This window comes from Bacillus sp. CPT56D-587-MTF, from assembly GCF_058792335.1.
The window spans coordinates 4,262,913-4,283,229 of the sequence record NZ_JBYTEF010000001.1; the positions used below are offsets into that span (position 1 = coordinate 4,262,913).

General features: G+C 36.2%; 22 protein-coding genes and 2 pseudogenes. 7 read left to right on the forward strand and 17 right to left on the reverse strand.

Features of this window, described 5'->3' with window-relative positions; translation table 11 throughout:
• Nucleotides 1–119: 119 nt before the first annotated feature.
• Nucleotides 120–578 carry a universal stress protein gene (locus tag AC3WVZ_RS21970; RefSeq protein ID WP_233935400.1) on the forward strand — a complete coding sequence of 153 codons (459 nt, stop codon included), beginning with the start codon at nt 120–122 and terminating at the stop codon, nt 576–578.
• A gap of 41 nt (nt 579–619) precedes the next feature.
• Here AC3WVZ_RS21970 and AC3WVZ_RS21975 read toward each other — a convergent pair whose 3' ends face one another.
• Nucleotides 620–1,315 carry a hypothetical protein gene (locus AC3WVZ_RS21975; RefSeq protein ID WP_001252877.1) on the reverse strand — a complete coding sequence of 232 codons (696 nt, stop codon included), beginning with the start codon at nt 1,313–1,315 and terminating at the stop codon, nt 620–622.
• A gap of 95 nt (nt 1,316–1,410) precedes the next feature.
• Between AC3WVZ_RS21975 and AC3WVZ_RS21980 the strand changes: the two genes are divergently transcribed.
• Nucleotides 1,411–1,590 (forward strand): hypothetical protein, encoded by a 180-nt coding sequence (locus AC3WVZ_RS21980; protein ID WP_000342760.1) that lies wholly within the window; start codon nt 1,411–1,413, stop codon nt 1,588–1,590.
• A 43-nt stretch (nt 1,591–1,633) separates the two neighbouring features.
• On the opposite strand, the gene AC3WVZ_RS21985 is transcribed toward AC3WVZ_RS21980, so the two are convergent.
• From AC3WVZ_RS21985 to AC3WVZ_RS21995, 3 genes are all read right to left on the reverse strand, one after another.
• The gene (locus AC3WVZ_RS21985) at nt 1,634–1,987 is read right to left on the reverse strand and encodes a DUF3139 domain-containing protein (protein WP_000725032.1); all 354 of its coding nucleotides are present in this window, start codon (nt 1,985–1,987) and stop codon (nt 1,634–1,636) included.
• Nucleotides 1,988–2,085: 98 nt separating this feature from the next.
• On the reverse strand, nt 2,086–3,474 hold the full coding sequence (argH, locus tag AC3WVZ_RS21990; protein ID WP_000041246.1) for an argininosuccinate lyase: 1,389 nt from the start codon (nt 3,472–3,474) through the stop codon (nt 2,086–2,088).
• Nucleotides 3,471–4,676, reverse strand: a complete 1,206-nt coding sequence (locus tag AC3WVZ_RS21995) for an argininosuccinate synthase (RefSeq protein ID WP_000412315.1) — start codon at nt 4,674–4,676, stop codon at nt 3,471–3,473. The genes argH and AC3WVZ_RS21995 overlap by 4 nt, the downstream gene beginning before the upstream one ends.
• Before the next feature lie 166 nt (nt 4,677–4,842).
• Here AC3WVZ_RS21995 and AC3WVZ_RS22000 point away from each other — a divergent pair, with 166 nt between their 5' ends.
• Nucleotides 4,843–5,160, forward strand: a complete 318-nt coding sequence (locus tag AC3WVZ_RS22000) for a radical SAM protein (RefSeq protein ID WP_090977624.1) — start codon at nt 4,843–4,845, stop codon at nt 5,158–5,160.
• A gap of 14 nt (nt 5,161–5,174) precedes the next feature.
• Here AC3WVZ_RS22000 and AC3WVZ_RS22005 read toward each other — a convergent pair.
• A pseudogene (locus tag AC3WVZ_RS22005) lies at nt 5,175–5,380 on the reverse strand (hypothetical protein).
• An 854-nt stretch (nt 5,381–6,234) separates the two neighbouring features.
• Between AC3WVZ_RS22005 and AC3WVZ_RS22010 the strand changes: the two are divergent.
• Complete coding sequence (locus AC3WVZ_RS22010; protein WP_233935401.1) at nt 6,235–6,897, forward strand: YitT family protein; 663 nt, start codon at nt 6,235–6,237, stop codon at nt 6,895–6,897.
• A gap of 31 nt (nt 6,898–6,928) precedes the next feature.
• Here the strand turns inward: AC3WVZ_RS22010 and AC3WVZ_RS22015 are convergent, their stop codons facing one another.
• Both AC3WVZ_RS22015 and AC3WVZ_RS22020 read right to left on the reverse strand, forming a co-directional pair.
• Nucleotides 6,929–7,762 carry an EcsC family protein gene (locus AC3WVZ_RS22015; protein ID WP_001256850.1) on the reverse strand — a complete coding sequence of 278 codons (834 nt, stop codon included), beginning with the start codon at nt 7,760–7,762 and terminating at the stop codon, nt 6,929–6,931.
• A gap of 162 nt (nt 7,763–7,924) precedes the next feature.
• Nucleotides 7,925–8,632, reverse strand: a complete 708-nt coding sequence (locus AC3WVZ_RS22020; RefSeq protein ID WP_100910607.1) for an IS6 family transposase — start codon at nt 8,630–8,632, stop codon at nt 7,925–7,927.
• Nucleotides 8,633–8,720: 88 nt separating this feature from the next.
• On the opposite strand from AC3WVZ_RS22020, the pseudogene AC3WVZ_RS22025 reads away from it, so the two are divergent.
• Both AC3WVZ_RS22025 and AC3WVZ_RS22030 read left to right on the forward strand, forming a co-directional pair.
• Nucleotides 8,721–8,813 (forward strand): annotated as a pseudogene (locus tag AC3WVZ_RS22025) (DUF1796 family putative cysteine peptidase); the annotation flags it as partial.
• A gap of 70 nt (nt 8,814–8,883) precedes the next feature.
• Nucleotides 8,884–9,318 carry an NUDIX hydrolase gene (locus AC3WVZ_RS22030; protein WP_000283500.1) on the forward strand — a complete coding sequence of 145 codons (435 nt, stop codon included), beginning with the start codon at nt 8,884–8,886 and terminating at the stop codon, nt 9,316–9,318.
• A 23-nt stretch (nt 9,319–9,341) separates the two neighbouring features.
• Here AC3WVZ_RS22030 and ackA read toward each other — a convergent pair whose 3' ends face one another.
• The 5 genes from ackA to AC3WVZ_RS22055 form a co-directional block, all read right to left on the reverse strand.
• Complete coding sequence (gene ackA, locus AC3WVZ_RS22035; protein WP_000034575.1) at nt 9,342–10,535, reverse strand: acetate kinase; 1,194 nt, start codon at nt 10,533–10,535, stop codon at nt 9,342–9,344.
• Nucleotides 10,536–10,834: 299 nt separating this feature from the next.
• The gene (locus tag AC3WVZ_RS22040) at nt 10,835–11,821 is read right to left on the reverse strand and encodes a class I SAM-dependent methyltransferase (RefSeq protein WP_233935403.1); all 987 of its coding nucleotides are present in this window, start codon (nt 11,819–11,821) and stop codon (nt 10,835–10,837) included.
• A 198-nt stretch (nt 11,822–12,019) separates the two neighbouring features.
• Complete coding sequence (gene tpx, locus AC3WVZ_RS22045) at nt 12,020–12,520, reverse strand: thiol peroxidase (protein ID WP_000024529.1); 501 nt, start codon at nt 12,518–12,520, stop codon at nt 12,020–12,022.
• Nucleotides 12,521–12,654: 134 nt separating this feature from the next.
• Nucleotides 12,655–13,050: a GerW family sporulation protein gene (gene ytfJ / locus AC3WVZ_RS22050; RefSeq protein ID WP_000350003.1), complete on the reverse strand. Its 396-nt coding sequence runs from the start codon at nt 13,048–13,050 to the stop codon at nt 12,655–12,657.
• A gap of 12 nt (nt 13,051–13,062) precedes the next feature.
• Complete coding sequence (locus tag AC3WVZ_RS22055; RefSeq protein ID WP_002164419.1) at nt 13,063–13,701, reverse strand: DUF2953 domain-containing protein; 639 nt, start codon at nt 13,699–13,701, stop codon at nt 13,063–13,065.
• A 205-nt stretch (nt 13,702–13,906) separates the two neighbouring features.
• Between AC3WVZ_RS22055 and AC3WVZ_RS22060 the strand changes: the two genes are divergently transcribed.
• The gene (locus AC3WVZ_RS22060; protein ID WP_000785177.1) at nt 13,907–14,710 is read left to right on the forward strand and encodes an NAD kinase; all 804 of its coding nucleotides are present in this window, start codon (nt 13,907–13,909) and stop codon (nt 14,708–14,710) included.
• Nucleotides 14,711–14,862: 152 nt separating this feature from the next.
• On the opposite strand, the gene AC3WVZ_RS22065 is transcribed toward AC3WVZ_RS22060, so the two are convergent.
• The 5 genes from AC3WVZ_RS22065 to thiI all read right to left on the reverse strand — a co-directional run bounded on the left by AC3WVZ_RS22065 (nt 14,863) and on the right by thiI (nt 20,313).
• Nucleotides 14,863–16,431 (reverse strand): amidohydrolase, encoded by a 1,569-nt coding sequence (locus AC3WVZ_RS22065; protein ID WP_233935405.1) that lies wholly within the window; start codon nt 16,429–16,431, stop codon nt 14,863–14,865.
• 71 nt (nt 16,432–16,502) lie between these two features.
• Nucleotides 16,503–16,934 carry a VOC family protein gene (locus AC3WVZ_RS22070; protein WP_000600348.1) on the reverse strand — a complete coding sequence of 144 codons (432 nt, stop codon included), beginning with the start codon at nt 16,932–16,934 and terminating at the stop codon, nt 16,503–16,505.
• Between the two features lie 102 nt (nt 16,935–17,036).
• On the reverse strand, nt 17,037–18,623 hold the full coding sequence (gene mbcS / locus AC3WVZ_RS22075) for an acyl-CoA synthetase MbcS (RefSeq protein ID WP_000817773.1): 1,587 nt from the start codon (nt 18,621–18,623) through the stop codon (nt 17,037–17,039).
• A 197-nt stretch (nt 18,624–18,820) separates the two neighbouring features.
• Nucleotides 18,821–19,018 (reverse strand): alpha/beta-type small acid-soluble spore protein, encoded by a 198-nt coding sequence (locus tag AC3WVZ_RS22080; RefSeq protein ID WP_000091640.1) that lies wholly within the window; start codon nt 19,016–19,018, stop codon nt 18,821–18,823.
• A gap of 80 nt (nt 19,019–19,098) precedes the next feature.
• On the reverse strand, nt 19,099–20,313 hold the full coding sequence (gene thiI / locus AC3WVZ_RS22085; RefSeq protein WP_233935406.1) for a tRNA uracil 4-sulfurtransferase ThiI: 1,215 nt from the start codon (nt 20,311–20,313) through the stop codon (nt 19,099–19,101).
• Between the last annotated feature and the right edge of the window lie 4 nt (nt 20,314–20,317).

Consider the following 20,317-nt stretch of genomic DNA (forward strand, 5'->3'; position numbering starts at 1 on the left):
CTAAAATGAATTGAAACAGAGTTTTCAAAATTCTGTAACGTTTCTGGCAAGCACGTTACCAAAATTTGTTTTATAATTAAGTTGTAAACAGTTATAAAACAGATTGGGAGGAATTTACTATGAATAATACATATACAAATATTTTAATCGCAGTGGATGGTTCTAAAGAAGCAGAAAAAGCCTTTAAAAAAGCAATTCAAGTCGCAAAGCGCAACATTGCAACATTAACAATTGCTCATATCGTTGATGTAAAAGCATACTCAGCAGTAGAAGCTTATAGCCGTGCAATTGCGGAACGTGCAAATCTATTTGCAGAAGACCTATTAGAAGACTACAAAAAAACTGCGCTTGAAGCTGGTCTTGAAAAAATTGAAACTGTATTAGAATTCGGTAATCCTAAATCAAAAATTTCAAAAGAAATCGCTCCAAACCATAAAGTAGATTTAATTATGTGTGGTGCGACTGGTTTAAATGCTGTTGAGCGTTTCCTAATTGGTAGCGTCTCTGAACATATTATTCGCTATGCGAAATGCGATGTCCTTGTTGTTCGTGGTGATGAAGAGCAAGGTGAGCTTTAATTTATAGATAAAACACCAAGTCCACATAGGCTTGGTGTTTTTCATTTTATAAACTTCACTATAAACAAAAGACATGCTACGACAACAACGGTAATTGCCAACACATAAGGCGGAAGAAACTTCAAAGACCATAATGCCATCATAATCGTCGCAACCGTTAAGTACGTTCGCCTTGCACCTTCTGTCATTTTTTTACGAAATAAGAAAACATACAAATAACCAATTGGCGGCGTAATAAAGCAAAGAACGTATATGATTTTTGATTTTAAATACCACTTTTGTTCTCCAAGTTTCTTTATATCCCCTTCTATTCTCTTATGCTCTTGTTCTTTCGCTTCTTCTACAAGCGGATTTTCCTCTTCTCCTCGCTTTTCTTTCATATAAGGAAGAAAGTGCATAAAAAAATAGTATGCGAATACGAATGCTCCAAATCCAATATTTACTCTTTCTAATGGAATATGTTCACTAAAAAAAGCAGCAGTAAGCACTAAAGACAAACAGTATGTCATCATCCAAAAGGAACGTTTTCTCTTTTTCCGTTCCATTTCTTTTTTGCCTTGTATATCTTTTCTTTTCGAAAGCCATATAGAAATAAAGCAATCTACTACAAATAGAGCAAAAATAAATATCGCAACGTGTACTGTTTCTAAATCCTCAAATGAAAAGATATTTGGGAATGCAACATGTAATACAATGAATGTGTACAAAATTAGCCCTATAAAATAAATACGTCTCATTTTCCATCCCTTTCTTATTTCCTAACATTACGTTAACATACATTTTTTAGAAATAGACGGACAAAATATATATGTGTAAAAAAGGAGGATGCTATATGGATGATTCTGAACGCATTATTTTAGATGTGAACGGCAAAGAAATTGAAATGCTAGATACGATTCGCACTCATTTTAAAGAGAAGCACGGCGTTGAACTAAGTAATGGTGCATTACTTCGTGATTTGATGGATATTGAGTATATTCGAATTACGGAAGATCGACATAAGTATGATTAAAAGAAAACGACTGCAGGCGAATGCCATCAGTCGTTTTCTTTCTTTATTTAAGCTCTTGATGTTTCCCGCCCATACCACCAGACTCATTGCTATCTTGGTGTACAGTTAGTTTATTTGTTTTCGCATCTTTTAAAACTCTATATGTATATGATTCATTTGGTTCATCTTTAAACTGTACATTCATACCATAAGAATCCATTTTGCTATAAAAGGCCGGTTTTATATATAAAATATCACTTTCTTTATATCCTTTATCTTGTAAATGCCACATCGTTGCGATAACCGCTTCTTCTCGCTTTTCTTTTTCACCAACATACATATATTTGTCCAAAAGAAACACTTTAGCATTTGCAATTAAGCTAATTAACAGTACAATGATCAACACTATTTTTTTCATAGACTTCCCCTAAATTGTTATTTTTTACTACATTGTAACTTAAATGCTAGTAAAAAATAAAGTACGCCAGACTTTACTAGACTGGCGTACTTCCCAACTCAATTCTTAATAACTTCTTTCGTTAACCCCTTCGCCTTCTCCAAAGCGTTTTTGATTTGTTCAAACCCAGTCCCGCCAGCACTGTTACGACGCTTTACAGCTGCATATGGTGACAGCACTTCATACAAATCTTCTTCAAATAAGGAGCTCATTTCTTTATATGTTTCAAGAGAGACATCTAATAAATAAATTCCTTTTTGTGTGCAATATAGCACTAACTTTCCAACAATTTCATGAGCTTGACGGAATGGTAGTCCTTTGTTCGCTAAATAGTCAGCAATTTCTGTTGCGTTGGAGAAATCTTGCGTCACAGCTTGCCCCATTTTTTCTTTGTTTACAGTCATCGTTTCAAGCATGCCCGCCATAATATGAAGGCATCCTTCTACTGTTTTAACTGTATCAAACATTCCTTCTTTATCTTCTTGTAAGTCTTTATTGTAAGCGAGCGGTAATCCTTTCATTACTGTGAGTAAACTGAATAAATTACCGTATACTCTGCCTGTTTTACCACGGATTAGTTCCGCCATATCCGGGTTTTTCTTTTGCGGCATAATGCTGCTTCCCGTTGCATATTGATCGCTCATTTCAATAAATTGAAACTCTTGGCTACTCCATAAAATAAGTTCTTCGCAAAAGCGTGATAAGTGCATCATAAGCATAGAGGAGTTACTTAGGAACTCCAGTATGAAATCACGATCGCTTACTGCATCTAAACTATTTTCATAGATTCCATTAAATCCAAGAAGCTCCGCACTATACTCTCGGTCAATGGGGAATGTCGTTCCAGCTAACGCTCCTGCTCCTAATGGCGAAATGTTAATACGTTTTAACGAATCTTCATAACGATTCACATCACGCTCTAACATCCAAAAGTAAGCGAGAATATGATGAGCAAATGAAATCGGCTGGGCACGCTGCAAGTGCGTATAGCCCGGCATAATGGTTTCAATATTATTTTCTGCTTGTTGAACAAGAACAGTTTGCAATTGTTTTGTAGCTTTTATAATATGTTCTACCTTTTCTTTTAAATACAAATGCATATCTGTCGCTACTTGATCATTACGACTTCGGCCAGTGTGAAGTTTTCCTCCTACTTCGCCAATTTGTTCAATTAACATTTTTTCGATGTTTAAATGAATATCTTCTGCTTCTACTGAAAATTGTAGCTTATTCTCTTTTGCTTCTTTCAATAAATATTGAAGACCTATCTTTATTTTCTCTGCTTCTTCTTTCGTCACGATGCCCTGCTTTGCTAGCATCGTGACGTGCGCAATACTTCCTTTTATATCTTGATTTACTAATTGTTGATCGAAGGAGATGGATGCTCCGAACTCTTCAACCCATGCTTCCGCTTCTTCTGTAAAACGTCCGCCCCAAAGTTTGCTCACGCTTCCACCTTCTTTTGATTCACTTGGCTGTATACTTTCGTCGGTAAACCGAATAATGAAATGAATCCAACTGCTGCATCATGATTAAATTCATCTTGAGCAGTATATGTTGCTAATTTTTCATCGTATAAAGAGTATTCAGATTTACGTCCTTCTACAATCGCATGACCTTTAAATAATTTCACACGCACTGTACCTGTTACATTCTTTTGCGTTTCTTGTAAAAATGCATGAAGCGCTTGTTTTAAAGGTGAGAACCATAAACCATTATAAATAAGTTCTGTTATTTTCTGTTCAATCACTGGTTTAAAATGTGCTACTTCTTTTACGTGTGTTAAATCTTCCAACTCTTTATGCGCAGTGATTAACGTCATTGCTGCTGGGCATTCGTATACTTCACGAGATTTAATACCGACAAGACGATTTTCTACGTGATCAATACGTCCAACGCCGTGTTTTCCAGCAAGCGCATTTAACGTTTTAATTAATTCTGCAAGTGAATATGCAGTGCCATTTAAAGTAGTCGGTACGCCTGCTTCAAATCCGATTTCTACAAACTCTGGTTTATTCGGTGTATCTTCTAATGCCAATGTCATCTCATATGCATCTTCTGGCGGCGCTGCCCATGGATCTTCTAAAATTCCACATTCGTTGCTGCGTCCCCATAAGTTTTGATCGATTGAAAACGGGCTATCTAAATTAATCGGAATTGGTACATCGTTTTCTTTTGCATAGGCAATTTCTTCTTCACGTGACCACTTCCATTCACGTACAGGTGCAATCACTTCTAAGTAAGGATTTAATGCTTGAATAGAAACTTCAAAACGAACTTGATCATTTCCTTTCCCTGTACATCCGTGTGCAACTGCAGTTGCGCCTTCTTGTTCTGCGATTTCTACTAATTTCTTCGCAATAAGCGGACGAGATAATGCAGAGACAAGAGGGTATTTCCCTTCGTATAATGTGTGTGCTTGCATCGCCATCAATGCATATTCGTTTGCAAATTCTTCTTGAACATCAATCATATATGATTTAATTGCACCTACTGAAAGTGCCTTTTCTTTTACAAATGCTAAGTCTTTACCTTCCCCTAAGTCTAAACAAAGCGCGATAATATCATAATTCTTCTCTTGTAACCATTTAATTGCAACGGAAGTATCAAGACCTCCGGAATATGCTAATACAACTTTTTTCTTCTCCATTTTGCATCCCCCCAAAGAATAAATATTCATTTTCTTTTATAATAATTCACACTTTACCACCTTTCACAAAATGTATCAAGAGTCATTTTCAAATTTTTTCAAACAATTTCGTCGAACTTCTTTCTGTTTTTATGTACAATATAAGCAGGAAAACGGGGGTGAACTTATGGAAAAGTATTTCTTATACGATGAACATCTAGGAATTGAAATTCCACATTTACAAGAAGACTGGGAAGAAATCCCCGAAAAAATGCAACATGCTATTTTACTAAAATGGGAACAAGTTCGCGGGAAAATTCCTGATCGTATAAAAGAACTTGAGCACTATATTAATACAAAACAACATTATTTAAATAACGAAGAAGACTTCGAAGTTTCTTGTAAACTAAATTCAGAAATTGCCAATCTTGCTTCCATCATTAATGACCTTTGGCTTTGGTATCGACTCACTCAAAATGTATCTGAGGGGAAAGCACACCAATGAAAAAAGCATGCCCCTCAATAACTTTGGGTCATGCTTTTTTTGTCATAACATGATTTACAATATATTTCTTGTGCTGTTTTCGCCAAACATACATCGAATGGACCAACTAATATACTTCTTTCGGCAACTTTACAAAAGCAACAAGCTCTTCTTCATATTGAATTTTTTTCTGACATGAAATGCATATTAATTCTTTTCTTTTGAACATGTCTTTTAGCATACCTTCACTCTCCCCTTCATCTATCTATATTAATATACTCTCATAATAGTTAAGACTTGTAAAAAAATGACACATTCTGAATCGAATGATTCATATACTATGTACAAAAGGAGGTTTAAAAATTATGCGTGCTTTCGTTATTATCACTTTAACTTTTTTAAGTGTGATTAGTTGGGATGCGTTTTTTAAAGATAAAAGTGATGAAAAGAACACAACGGAATAAAACCCTTTTTTTCTTACTTATTGGACAAACCGTTATAAACTGTCCAATCCTCCGAAATAACTTAGGCTTTTCTACAAAAATATTTAAACATAACATTTTTTGTAGATTCCCTCCGTTTATTGTCGGTTTCCATCCGCATACATTTTTTAAAAGTATGATATAATAGTATAAATCTTGAAGGAAGGGATTTTGATATCATGATCGCTCGAAGGAGCATGTGGCATCGTATTGACGAATCATACACGTAGCGTATTTTTCAGCTCAGATACTTTAGTCTAGCGAAAAAAATACGAGAGTGGGGAAATTATGATTGCCCGAAGGATAATTTGGCAAAAAAAAGACTCTTCTTACACATAGCGTTTTGTTTAGGACTTAATTGTTACTAACTAAACAAAACAAAGAAGAGCAGGATTGCTAAATGACGAATCCTACTCCACGTTTTGTTTAGTCGTTTTAAGACTTAAACTAAAACGAAGGTAGGGAGAATTGATGGACGAGAGGATTATTCGTTATTTCTTCAGCGACATATAGCGTAGTTAGTTTTTTCGTAAACTAACTGAAAGCTACATGTGAGCTCGTAGTTAGTTTACAACACAAAAAGGACTACTAACTACGGAAAGAAGGAATAACGATGAGGAACATCCAAAGTCGGCAAATTATTAAAGAAATTTTTATGGTTTTAATCAGTTCATTTATTTTAGCAGCAGCGCTATATCACATTCACTTCCAAAACCACTTAACAGAAGGTGGATTTGTAGGAATTGCACTATTCATTCAAAACTTTTATGATATTTCACCATCTATTTCAACTGTATTAATGGATATCCCAATTATTTTACTGTGCGCTTCATTTTTAGGTAGAAAAATGGTTGGTTATTCATTCCTAGGTTCAATTTCATTCGGAGTATTTTATTCCTTTATGGAAAATTATTCTCCATTTACGGTAGATTTATCAAATAACTTATTTATAGCTGCAGTAGTTGGCGGTGCGTTAGCTGGTATTGGACTCGGTTTTATATTACGATTTGGCGGTGCAACCGGTGGAGACGATATTTTAACAATTGTATTAAGTAAACGAACTCGTTTTACAATTGGGCAAATTTTCTTCGTCTTTGACGCGATTGTTCTTGCGCTTTCATTATATTATTTAAATTGGACAGAAATTGCTTTTACTATTCTTTCGATTGCCGTACAAGCAAAAACATTGGATTTAATTTATTATCCAAAAACAGAAAAAACAGCAGAAAAGCAGCCAGTATCTGTTCCAATGTCCAAAAAACATGCAACGAATTAAAAAAGCGAAAGGCTTCGGCCTCTCGCTTTTTTTATGCTCTTTTTTCTTTCTCGACTATATGGCGCACTTGATAAAATCTATTTGCAAATTCAGTAACGTTTCTTGTTAAACGATAATTCACTGTAGATCCAATTGCCATTCCAATTACCGGTATACCTTGGAATAATTTACGACGAAGAGCATAAATCGAAAATGTCTTCAAAATTTGTTTTAACACAACCTCAGTAGAAGCTGTTTGTAGCACTGCTTCGTCTCCTTCGTAAAAGAACGAATCTTCTTGCTCCAGCTCTTGCAATAAATTGTACCATGCATATTGCTGAAGTCTTCCTGGTAGTAATGACGCATGAAACACCTTTAACGCAAGCATCATTTCATACGGCTTGTTCACATCATGTCCAAATGATGTTGCAATAAGTTGGACTGCCTTCACATTTAACGCGATCATAACCGGAAAATCCGCCGTTAATAATAATAAACCTCCAGCACCTGTTGCCCCGCCTTGTACAAATGAATATAGACGATGACGTGCTGTTTGCTGCTCTGCTATGTATGTTAATTGATCAATAGATAATGCTTTCAAATCTTCAAGCTGTTCAATCGATTCATCAAATAACCTTGATGTTCCTAAAATCCGATTACGTGCATCTAACTGTGCTTGTGAACTTTGAATAAATGCATGCAAATGAAAGAGCCATCCATCTGCTTTCGTGAAGAATTCTTTTCGCTTTTTCTCAGGTAATTTCGCAACTGTAGCATGTAACCATTTATCAAACACTTTTTGAAAATCGGTCGCTTCTTGCTCAACTAATTGCGCTTCCCATTCTTTTATATTGTCTAAAATGGCTTGTTCTCGCTTCGATCGCATCGTAACAACCACCTCGTTCGATTTTTTTCTATTGTAACATATTTCTGCTTATTCTTTGCAAATATGCTTGTCTATCTTTATTCACATACCATTTTTGAAGGTTCTGGTGCAACAATAGTGGAATGTGAAAAAAGAATAGAAGATTCCTAACGGAATGGAACTTTATGCTGTTAAACCAAAGAGTTCATTGATAAGATATATCTGCTTTTGGACAGACTTCTCCCCTTGGAGAGTTTGTCCTTTTTTGATCATATGCATAGCTTCTATTCCAGTAATCATTTTTATAGCTGTAGGGAATGATTTCAATCCTAGCATATTCCGAATCCGTTTTTTGATAAACCGATGATCTTGCTCAATGATATTGTTTAAGTATTTTTTTACACGAAGTGGTATACCGTGTGGTATACACTTTTCTTCCTTTAGTTCACGTACTGCAACAGGATAGGCTTTATCGCCATCAGCAGTTATCGAACGAGGTTTTGTGGCATGAACAGAAGCCAAGGCTTTCTTTAGAAAACGTTTGGCAGCCTTCGCATCTCTTTTACGACTTAAATAAAAATCAATCGTGTTTCCTTCAGAATCAATCGCGCGATATAAGTACATTTTCTCTCCTTTGATTTTGATGTATGTTTCATCCACACGCCAAGAATCATTGGTTGGTTTCAAATGTTTTCGAATACGCTCATTTAATTCTGGTCCATATTGATGCACCCATCGCATAATTGTTGTATGTACTAAGAATAATCCTCTTTCCTCCATCATTTCCACTAAATCACGAAGACTTAAGTTGTACCGCAGGTACCAACGTACGGTTAATACAATGATATCAGGCTGATACTGTTTCCATTTGAATATATTTTCTTTTTCCATACTGATCACACACCTTTTTTTAGTAATAGCACCAGTATTGCCAAGTTTGAAAGAGCATTTTCAAATCATTTCGCTTTTTTGCACCAGAACCATGAAATGTCCTATTATGGATGTATACCAATACAATGAAGCATTTTGGCAAGACTTATTTGATGGAATTACAGTTAGACCGCACACTTAAATACACGATACTTTTATCACACCATAGATTATAATCGTCCTTATACAAAACAAATAAGGAGTGATTCTATATGTATCCACGTGCAAAAGCTTTCGGTCTTGCTGTACATCAAGATCGCCTTCTCGTACAAGAATATTATACAGAAGGCGAAATATATTATCGTCCTCTTGGCGGTTCAATTGAACTTGGCGAAAAATCAGCACATACTGTTATTCGGGAGTTTAAAGAAGAGCTTCATACGGAGATAGAAATCACCAATTATTTAGGGTGTTTAGAAAATGTCTTTCATCTCGATGGAGACATTGGTCATGAAATCATTCAACTATATTCTTTGCGTTTATTAGACACGTCACTATATGAAATGAAAATATTAAATATACAAGATGAAGAAACAGTAGCGTATGCGAAATGGATTCCTATTACGGCATTCATTCAGAAAGAAAAAATATTATATCCAGATGGAGTTTTAAAATACATCCAAAAGAAAAAAGACGAAATCCTATAGGATCTCGTCTTTCTTTTCATATATTAACCAATATCTCCAAGACGTAGTACGTCACGAGCAATCATAACTTCTTCGTCAGTTGGAATTACGATAATTTTTACTGGAGAGTGTGGGAAGCTGATGAATGCTTCTTCACCGAATACGTTATTACGTTTTGCATCGAAGTATACGCCCATGTACTCAAGGCCTTCTAATACACGCTCACGAATAATCGCACTGTTTTCACCTACACCAGCTGTGAAGATGATTGCGTCTACACCTTTCATACGAGCAGTGTAAGAACCGATGTATTTGTGGATACGGCTTACGAATACATCAAGTGCTACTTTCGCACGGTGGTCGCCTTCTTCTTCTTTCGCAATGATGTCACGTAGGTCACTAGAGTAACCAGTAAGACCTAACATACCACTCTTCTTGTTTAATACGTTAACTACTTCTTCTACTGTTTGGCCTGTTTTTTCCATGATGTATGGAATTAATGCAGGGTCAAGGTTACCAGAACGTGTACCCATTGTTACACCAGCAAGTGGTGTGAAGCCCATAGAAGTATCGATAGATTTACCGCCTTCTACTGCTGCGATACTTGCACCGTTACCTAAGTGACAAGAAAGTAAGCTTAAGCTTTCAATTGGACGACCTAATAATTCAGCCGCACGCTCAGTTACATATTTATGAGAAGTTCCGTGGAAACCGTATTTACGGATGCCGAATTTTTCATAGTACTCATATGGTAAGCTGTATAGGAATGCAGATTCCGGCATTGTTTGGTGGAATGCTGTATCGAATACTGCTACTGCTGGTACGTTTGGTAATACTTCTTGGAATGCTTTAATACCAACAACGTTTGCTGGGTTATGAAGTGGTGCTAAATCGCTTAATTCTTCGATATCAGCTAATACTTCATCAGTAATTAAAACAGAGTCAGCAAATTTTTCGCCGCCGTGAACAACACGGTGACCGATACCGCCAATCTCATCTAGAGATTTAACGATTCCGTTTTCAGTTAACTTTTTAAGAAGCATATTAACTGCTACTGCGTGATCTGGAATGTTTGTAATTTCTTTTTGTTTTTCGCCATCTACAGTAATAGTGAAGATACTATCTTCTAAACCGATACGTTCTACTAAACCTTTTGTTAATACTGTTTCACTTGGCATTTCAAATAATTGGAATTTTAAGGAAGAGCTTCCTGCGTTAATCGCGATGATTTTTGACATCTAGTCTTTCGCCCCTTTTTCTCTTGGTAGTTGTGTGGATGTTTCCACAAACCGCTCGATTTTATCTGATCAAATTCACCAAATATGAAAACGTTTCATCATTAGCAAATTTTATACTCACGATTTTAATTTAAACATCGTCCGACATATATTTCAAGTGAAAAAATTGTAACACCAAGAAAAAATATATATTACAGATTTCAAAAAAATTCAGTTAAATCTTGTATATATTTAAAAATATGACATATTATATAAAACTGTACTACATGAATCACTAATGCTGTTACATATACCCAGCTTTATTTATGTGTTGCAAACCAAGTATTTAATTGATCCATAATGTCTTCCATCGCCTTCATGTTAGAGAATTTAGGCAACTCCACTAATAACGCCTGTTTTGGCATTGTTACATTAGCGCCTTTCTTTTGGAGAACAAATATACTTTTTGCATTTTTCTCGTTTTTAAACATGGAAACAGGAAGCTGTAATAACCCTTGAATAAAGCATGTTTCTTTAATAAATGCATGTAATTTTGGTGCTTGGTCACTTTCAAAAATGAAGTTTGGTACTAAGAAGAATAAGTAACCGCCCTCTTTCGTATGTTTCACACTTTGTTCAATAAATAAGTGATGGGCATACGACATTCCTTCATCTGCTTTTAATTTATATTCACTTGCACCGATTTCGTTTGGATAATAACCAACCGGTAAGTCTGAAACGACTGCATCAACTGGATCGATATAAAGTGGTGCTAGTCCATCTTGATGGAAGAATTCGATTGCATGCTTTTGTAAATTTGCATTTACTAAAGCAAGTTTAATTAGCACTTCATCCACTTCTACACCAAATCCACTCATTGTTAGTCCTTCTTTGGCGCTATTAAACACTGTAGTCATTAAGTTACCTGTTCCAATTGCAGGATCTAAAACTGTGATCTCGTTTTGACCTTGCATAAATTTATGGAATAAGTAACTCATGAACATTCCAACTGCATCAGGTGTCATTTCGTGATTCGCTTGTACGCCTTCTTTCATTCCTTTTAAGATGGCTAACTGAAATGCTTTACGAATTTCTTCACCTTTATATGTTTCTTCATTAAACGTACTATATTCACGAATCAGCCTTTCAATTGCTGATTCGGATAATTCCTCTTGTAAAATCGCTCCCTCAAACAAGTTATCACCTGTCTCTACAAGCGCCTCTAAATATGTTACATCTAATTCTTTACGTAAAACTACCGCAGAAGAATCAAAAATAGAAAATAATGTTTCTACTGTCTGACTCACGTACATTCCTCCTTCTCTTTTTTACACATAACTTATATCATACCACAAAGTGATTTTTTCCAAAAAGAAAAAGCGACCTCCTGTAAAGAGCTCCCCTTTAGTTATATATGATATAACGTTTTTTCTCATATATCGATGCTGTTACAGAGCAATATATGAGAAAAAACGACCTCTTTATAAGAGGTCATTCTCTTCACATTACTTCGCAGATTTAGCTGCTTCTAATGCTGCTTCATAGTTTGGATGGCTTGTACCTTCGCTTACGTATTCTACGTAAACTACTTTGTCATTGCTATCTACTACGAATACTGCACGAGCAAGTAAACGAAGCTCTTTCATTACTAAGCCGTAAGCTTCACCGAATGAAAGATCGCGGTGGTCAGAAAGTGTTACAACATTTTCTAAACCGTTTGCTGCACACCAGCGTTTTTGAGCGAATGGTAAATCAGCGCTGATTGTTAATACTTTCGCGTTTTCAATACCTGCTGCATCTTGGTTAAAACGACGAGTTTGTGCATCACACACACCTGTGTCGATTGAAGGTACAACACTAATTAATTTCACTTCACCTTTGTATGTTTCTAAACTTACTGGAGATAAGTCGTTTGCTAATACTTGGAAGTTTGGCGCTTGATCGCCAACTTTAACTTCTGTTCCAACTAAAGTCATTGGATTACCTTTAAAAGTTACGTTTGCCACTTGAAAATCCTCCCTTATTTAAACAAAATATGTACAATGTAAATGATAGTTTGTCCCTATCGATAATGCAAATAAAATCGCTTTATTTACAAAAAAATTAAAGAAGCTAACCTATTGATTAGCTTCTTTATTCGTTAAATTTGAAATTCAGGATCATCTTCTTTTCGTTTATCCATCATTTCTTTCACTTTATCAACAGCTTGTGGCGCTAATTCAATTATTTTATCGATGACGTGTGTTTGTTTATCTAAGTGCAATACTTTCACACCATCTCCATTTATAACAAGAAAGGCAACAGGATTAATAGAAACTCCTCCACCACTTCCCCCGCCAAATGGATGACGGCCTGAATGTTCTACTTTACCAAATTCACTTCCACCAGCAGCAAATCCGAAACTTACTTTCGAAACTGTAAGAATTACGCTTCCATCTGCCGCTTTAATTGGGTCACCAACAATTGTATTTACATCAGTCATTTGTTTTAAATGCTGCATTGCTGTTGTCATTAAACCTTGAATTGGATGGTCCATTCTATATCCCCCCTATGCTTGAACAGATTTTTCTGTCATACCAGATCTTTGTCTTCTCATAAATACGAGTAATTTGACGCCAGTTTTTATAGCGCGGAATATACGAAAAGATGCTGTTAACTCGCATCTTGATGCAAATCCTTTCCCTTGAAAAACTGGGGTAATTTCAAATTCTGGTACGTCGACAATATGCATATATTGTCCGACAACTCCAGCAGCCATACCTTTTGTCCCCCATGCATATCCAGTGACAATTCCAGTACTAGCTGCATCGCCTGCTCCAATTTGTGTATGCCATTTCCAACCATTGATTTTCACTCGTTTGAGAAAATCTTTAACAATAGTATGAACTTCTTGAAGCTTTTTTATCAGTTCACCAATGCTGTCAAGTTGCGCCATAATTTTATTATCGAGTCCGCCGTCCTCTTCAGCTTTTTCGATTTTCTGTCCTGTCTTTTTCTGCTGTTTTTCAATTCTTTCCAACACATCAAATGTATATCGAATCATCCATATTTTCACTTGAAGCAAACATTGCTTTTCCATTTCTGAATATAAAAATGTCACCTTAAGCTTTATTTTCGACAATAGTATAAACAAAATAAAAAGAAGAAGAATTATTATTCCAATTACGAGCCACTTCATACGTATCATCCTTTCACTCCGTACCCATTATCGACAAGTTTATTCATCGTTAAACAGAGTTTTATAAGATTGAATATAAAAATTTTTCTAAAAATAAAAAGGTATTTTGACAATTTATATCGAAATATATTATTTGAACATATCATCAGGGAACGGACTCTAATGATATGTAGCACGAAAAACAGAAAATTTAACTGCAGTGGAGGGATACATAATGGCAGATCGTCGCAATTTATTTTTCTTTTATGGTGATGACAAAGCAACGCTCGTTGAAAAAATGAAACCAATCTATCGTATTTTAGAAGAGAATGGATTTACCATATTAGATCATCCAAAAAATGCAAACGCTATCGTCAGTGTTGGAGATGATGCAACCTTCTTACAAGCCGTTCGTAAAACTGGTTTTAGAGAAGATTGCTTATACGCAGGGATTTCTACGAAAGATGAAATTTCTTTCTACTGCGATTTCCATATTGATCACGTTGATACAGCCCTTCAAGAAATTACAAAAAATGAAATTGAAGTGCGAAAATATCCAACAATTCAAGTAGATGTAGATGGCAGTACATCTTTCCATTGTTTAAATGAGTTCTCATTACGTTCTAGCATTATTAAAACATTCGTTGTAGATGTTCATGTTGATGATTTATATTTCGAAACATTTAGAGGGGACGGTTTAGTGGTTTCTACCCCAACAGGAAGTACTGCTTACAATAAATCATTGCATGGTGCAGTTGTTGACCCGCTTATCCCATGTTTCCAAGTAAGCGAACTAGCATCTTTAAACAACAACACTTACCGTACGCTCGGTTCACCTTTCATTTTAAATCACGAACGTACATTAACTTTAAAACTAAGACCAGACGGTAACGATTATCCTGTTATCGGCATGGATAACGAAGCGCTTAGCATTAAACAAGTGGAAAAAGCTGTTGTACGCTTAAGCGATAAACAAATTAAAACAGTTAAATTAAAAAACAATTCTTTCTGGGAAAAAGTACAGAGAACGTTTTTATAAGATTAAAATAACCGCAGAATTATGAAATTCCATAATTCTGCGGTTATTTATTTCCCCCGATTGACGCGAACAATACTCTCTTACTATCCGGCCGTTATTCTTGTCAGTTTTTGTCGGTAATTCGATATATTCCGAAAACCGCTCATATATTTTTACGCATCTTTTCTATAGACAACTTGGCCATCTATTACGGTCATTTCTGCTTGTACTTCTTTTATTTCTTCTGCCTCAATTTCAAAAATATTGCGGTCTAATATTGTAAAATCTGCTTCATATCCTTTTGCAATTTGCCCTCGCTTCGCTTCTTTTCCGATTGCATAGGCACTTCCTGTTGTAAATAAAGAAACAGCCTCATAAATCGTTAATCTTTCCTCAGGCATATAGCATATACCGTCAATAAAACTTCTACGTGTAACAGCGCTATATATGCCTAGAAACGGATTCACTTGTTCAATAGGAGCATCTGAGCCACCGTTGCAGTGTAATCCTGCCTCCAGTAACGTCTTCCAAGCGTACGCATAACGAAGACGGTGCTCGCCTAGTTTTTCAATGACTGACGGAAAATCTGATGAAAGAAAGACTGGCTGTATATCGATAATGGCTTGCAAGTTTTTCATTCTTTCTATCAACTCTTCACGAGCAAGCTGACAATGAATAATGCGGTCACGCACCCCTTCTGCTGGTGGATATAATTCGAGTGCATCAATGACATATTCAAGCGCTAAGTCACCGATAGTATGAATCGCAACTGGCATATGTAGATCTCGTGCTTTCTTTACTAATTCCGCAAGTTCTTCACGTGAGAAAATCGCAACTCCATTTGTTTCCTTCGCATCTTCATACGGTTCACTTAATAATGCTGTTCTTCCGCCAAAAGAACCGTCAGAGAAAATTTTCATTGCTCCAAATTCAATACAATGTTCATTTTCATATTCTTTTCGTTCATGTGCTACTTCATGGTGAACGAGCAAATGGGCTTTAAATGGCATTTCTTTTATAACGTGAGAAAACGCATTATATGTTTTTCTAAAACCACCATAATAATTTAAATCTTCCGTATGCCCGCCAACAAGTCCGTATTTCCAGCAATCTTTAATCGCTGTTTGCAGAGCTCTTTGTAAATAAGCTTCATCAATTTCTGGCTGAACATGTTTAATTAATTCTTGCCCTTGTTCATATAAAAGCCCTGTTAACTTATTTGATGAATCCCTACCAATTTTCCCGCCTTTTGGATCTTCTGCCTTTTCTGTTATATTCGCTTCTTGCAGTATGTATGCATTCACCCATGTAACGTGACGACAAACTCTCTTTAGTAAAATGGGATGTTCTTTCGAAATTTCATCTAAATCACGCGCGTGAACATCTTTCGTATCTGTAAAGTTATTTTCATTCCATCCTTCTCCAATAATCCAAGAGCCCTTTGGAGCTTCTTCCACTCGCTTCTGAACAAGAGTAAGCACTTCGCCATAAGATGTGCAATTTGATAAATCTAAACGAAGCAATCTCTCCCCATGCCCAATAAGGTGCATGTGGCTATCAACGAGACCTGGAATCATCGTTTTGCCTTTTAAATCGTGCAATGTAACCGCGGCATATTGGTTTTCTAACTCTTCTTTACTTCCAATATCAACGATCGTACCGTTTTCAATGTCAACAGCTTCTACTTTTTCATTTTCTTCTCTCATTGTGTAAATGGTGCCGCCATACCAAATTTCTCCCATATATCCCATCTCCTTTATTTTTTATTGTATAAAAAAAAGCACCATTTCAAAACATGGTGCTTTTCTAAAAATTACTTTTGTTCAGTAGTAGATGTTGTAACTTGCCATTCAATATTAAATTTATCTTTTACTTGTCCGTATGCTGGGCTCCAGAATGTTTCTTGAAGTGGCATGATAACTTCTCCACCTTCTTGTAACTTATCGAATACTTCTTTTGCTTTTTCTGCATTACTAATTTGAATTGCGATTGTTACTTGAGATCCGATTGCATGCCCTTGACCTGGGAATGTATCAGAAATCATAAGATCCGTATTACCAATTTTTAAAGTAGCGTGTAAAACGCGCTCTTTCGCTTCAGCTGGAATCGGGTATTCTGGATTTTCAGGCATGTCACCAAAAGTTTGCATAACTTCTACTTTTGCATCTAAAGCCTCTTTATAAAACTGTACAGCTTCTTGCCCACTACCATCTAAAACTAAGTACGGATTAATACCTAAAATCATACGGACACCTCTTTTTTAAATTTATAAAATCGAACTTGTGTTCGTTTTTATTTTATCATTGTTTTACATTTCATTCAACTATTTACTTCACTGTTTTCAAAATTATTTTGACGGAATCTCCATCTCTTGTTTTCTAAGTTCAATACGGCGAATTTTTCCAGAAATCGTTTTTGGTAGTTCATCTACAAATTCAATTTTGCGAGGGTATTTATATGGTGCAGTGAGTTCTTTGACGTGTTGTTGGAGTGTTGGAATTAATGTTTCTTCGTTCTTTTCTATATTCTCTCTTAATACGATAAATGCCTTCACGACACTTCCACGAATTTCATCAGGACTTGCGACAACTGCACATTCTCTTACATAAGGATGTTTTACAAGTGCATCCTCTACTTCAAACGGCCCGATTGTATAACCAGAGCTAATAATGATATCATCGCCGCGCCCTTCAAACCAGAAGTAGCCGTCTTCATCTTTCTTCGCTTTATCACCTGTAATATAATAATCACCGCGGAATTGCATCGCTGTACGTTCATCGTCTTTGTAATATTGTTTAAAGAGGGCCGGCGTTTCAATGTGAACTGCAATATCACCAACTTCGCCTACTTTAACTGGAGTACCTTCCTCATTTACGATATCGACGTGGTTACCTGGCGTTGGTTTCCCCATTGATCCTGGTCTAATATCCATCCCTTTCATTACACCAACAAGTAATGTATTTTCCGTTTGCCCATAGCCGTCTCTCACTGTAATATGAAAGTGCTTTTTGAACGTTTCAATGACTTCTCTATTTAACGGTTCTCCTGCGGATACAGCGCTATGTAATGCCTCTAAATTGTACTGGCTTAAATCTTCTACCTTTGCCATTAATCTATACTCAGTCGGTGTACAACAAAGTACATTCACCTTATTATCGTCTAATAAGTTTAGGTACGTTTTCGGTTCAAACTTACCGTGATATACAAACCCTGTTGCCCCTGATCCTAAAGTTGCTAAAAACGGGCTCCAAATCCACTTTTGCCAGCCTGGACTAGCTGTTGCCCATACAATATCATTCTCTTCAATTCCGAGCCAATTTGGAGCGCTCGTACGTAAATGAGCGTATGCCCACGCATGTGTATGAACGACACCTTTTGGATTTCCTGTCGTTCCTGACGTGTAAGATAAAAAGACCATATCTTCTTTATCTGTCTTCGCCATTTCTAACATGTCACTCTCTGTTTCTAACGCTGTTTTTAAATTAACCCATCCATCTACTGACTGCTCGCTCAGGACAAATTTTCGAAGAGATTCCATCGCTTCTATATCATCAAACTGCCTAATATACGGCTCATAGCTTACTATCGCTTTTACTTCTCCATGTCCAATTCGATATTCTATATCTTTTTTACGTAACATTTCCGAGCTTGGAATTACGACAAATCCTGCTTTAATAGCAGCAATATACGTCATGTACGCTTCAATTAAACGCGGCATCATAATGAGAAGCTTGTCCCCTTTTTGCAAACCACTTTTTATAAAAGCGTTTCCAATTTTATTCGCACCTTGCATTAATTCAGCGTATGTAACTTCCCTTCGATTCCCTTTATCATCTTGCCAAATTAAAGCTAACTTCCCTTTATCACCTGTATATTTCTCTATTTCAGAAACTAAATTATAAGACGGTGGCGCCAACAATTCTTCTCGCTTCATAAAATATCCTCCCTTTTCTTTATGCCTCCTTTATATAATAAAGAATTTTCTGTTAATTTTGAACCCTCTTCTTTTGACAAATTTTTCAGTTCTGTCGAATTAGTAAACGAAATTACATCGACTTACCGACAAATAGCGACACAACACAAAAAAAGAAAGAGCGGGAGAACCCGCTCTTTCTAAGCCATCATATGGGATTATTTTTGGTAACCGCCTAATTGTTGCTCAGCTAGTGAAACTAGACGTTTAGTGATTTCACCACCAACAGAACCGTTAGCGCGAGCTGTTGCATCAGCTCCAAGTTGAACACCAAACTCTTGAGCGATTTCGTATTTCATTTGGTCTAATGCTGATTCAGCACCAGGAACCGCTAATTTATTTGTGCTACGTGACATGTTATATCACCTCCTTGTGAGTATAGAGTGTGATAAATAACATGACTTCATACACGTTTTAGATATGGTAATTTATGGTTTTAGAAAAGTTCTTCAAATTTTTCTTCTTCCGCCACTACTTCTACCGTTTGTAACACCATTGTTTCTTTGTTCGCTACAGCTTCATCGATCAATGGTGTGAAATCGTATTTCGCTTCAAAACGATTTGCTTTTTCACGTTTCGGCTTCGTCGCTGGGCTTGCTGGTGTGAATACAGTACAGCAATCTTCATATGGACGAATTGAAATATCATACGTGCCGATTTCTTCAGCGATTTTAATAATCTCTAATTTATCCATCGTAATAAGCGGACGAATAACTGGGTAGTTTGTTACTTCGTTAATCGTATGCATACTATCTAACGTTTGGCTTGCTACTTGTCCAAGACTTTCACCAGTCGTAATTGCAAGTGCGTTACGCTCCTCAGCAATACGTTCTGTAATACGCATCATCATACGGCGCATAACCGTCATTGAATAGCTAGATGGGATTTCTTTATTAATCGTTTTTTGCACTTCTGTAAACGGAACAAGGTGAAGCGTTACTCGTTTACAATACTTCGTTAACTCTTGCGCTAAATCGATTACTTTTTGTTTTGCACGCTCACTTGTGAAAGGTGGACTATGGAAGTGAACTGCTTCCACAGATACGCCGCGTTTCATCGTTAAGTAAGCTGCTACTGGGCTATCAATACCACTAGAAAGAAGTACCATTACTTTTCCGCCAACGCCAACTGGTAAACCGCCAGCTCCCATACGCTCATCGCACATGATATAGCTATAGCCACTGCGGATCTCTACACGTACATTTACATCTGGATTATGAACATCTACTGTAATATCTTCTGTATTTTCTAGAATGTGTCCGCCAATCTCAGGTAATAATTCCATCGTTCTCATTGGGAAATGCTTATAAGAACGGTGTACAGTAATTTTAAATGTTTTCACATCACCTTTTACTTGTAAGAAAGCTGCTAATGCACCTTCTTTAATGTCTTCTAATTCTGATGGTACTTTCATCGCTAAGTTAAATTTATGAATACCGAATACATCCTTCAATCTTTCAGAGACTGCTTCATGATCTTCACCATTTAACTGGATGTACATACGATCATGTGTTGCATCGATTTTAATATTTGGGAATTTTTTCAGTTTGAACTTCACGTTATCTTTTAATGTGCTTACAAACTTAGAACGGTTCTTACCTTTTGTCGTCATTTCTCCGTAACGCACTAAAATATATTCATATTTCAACATAATT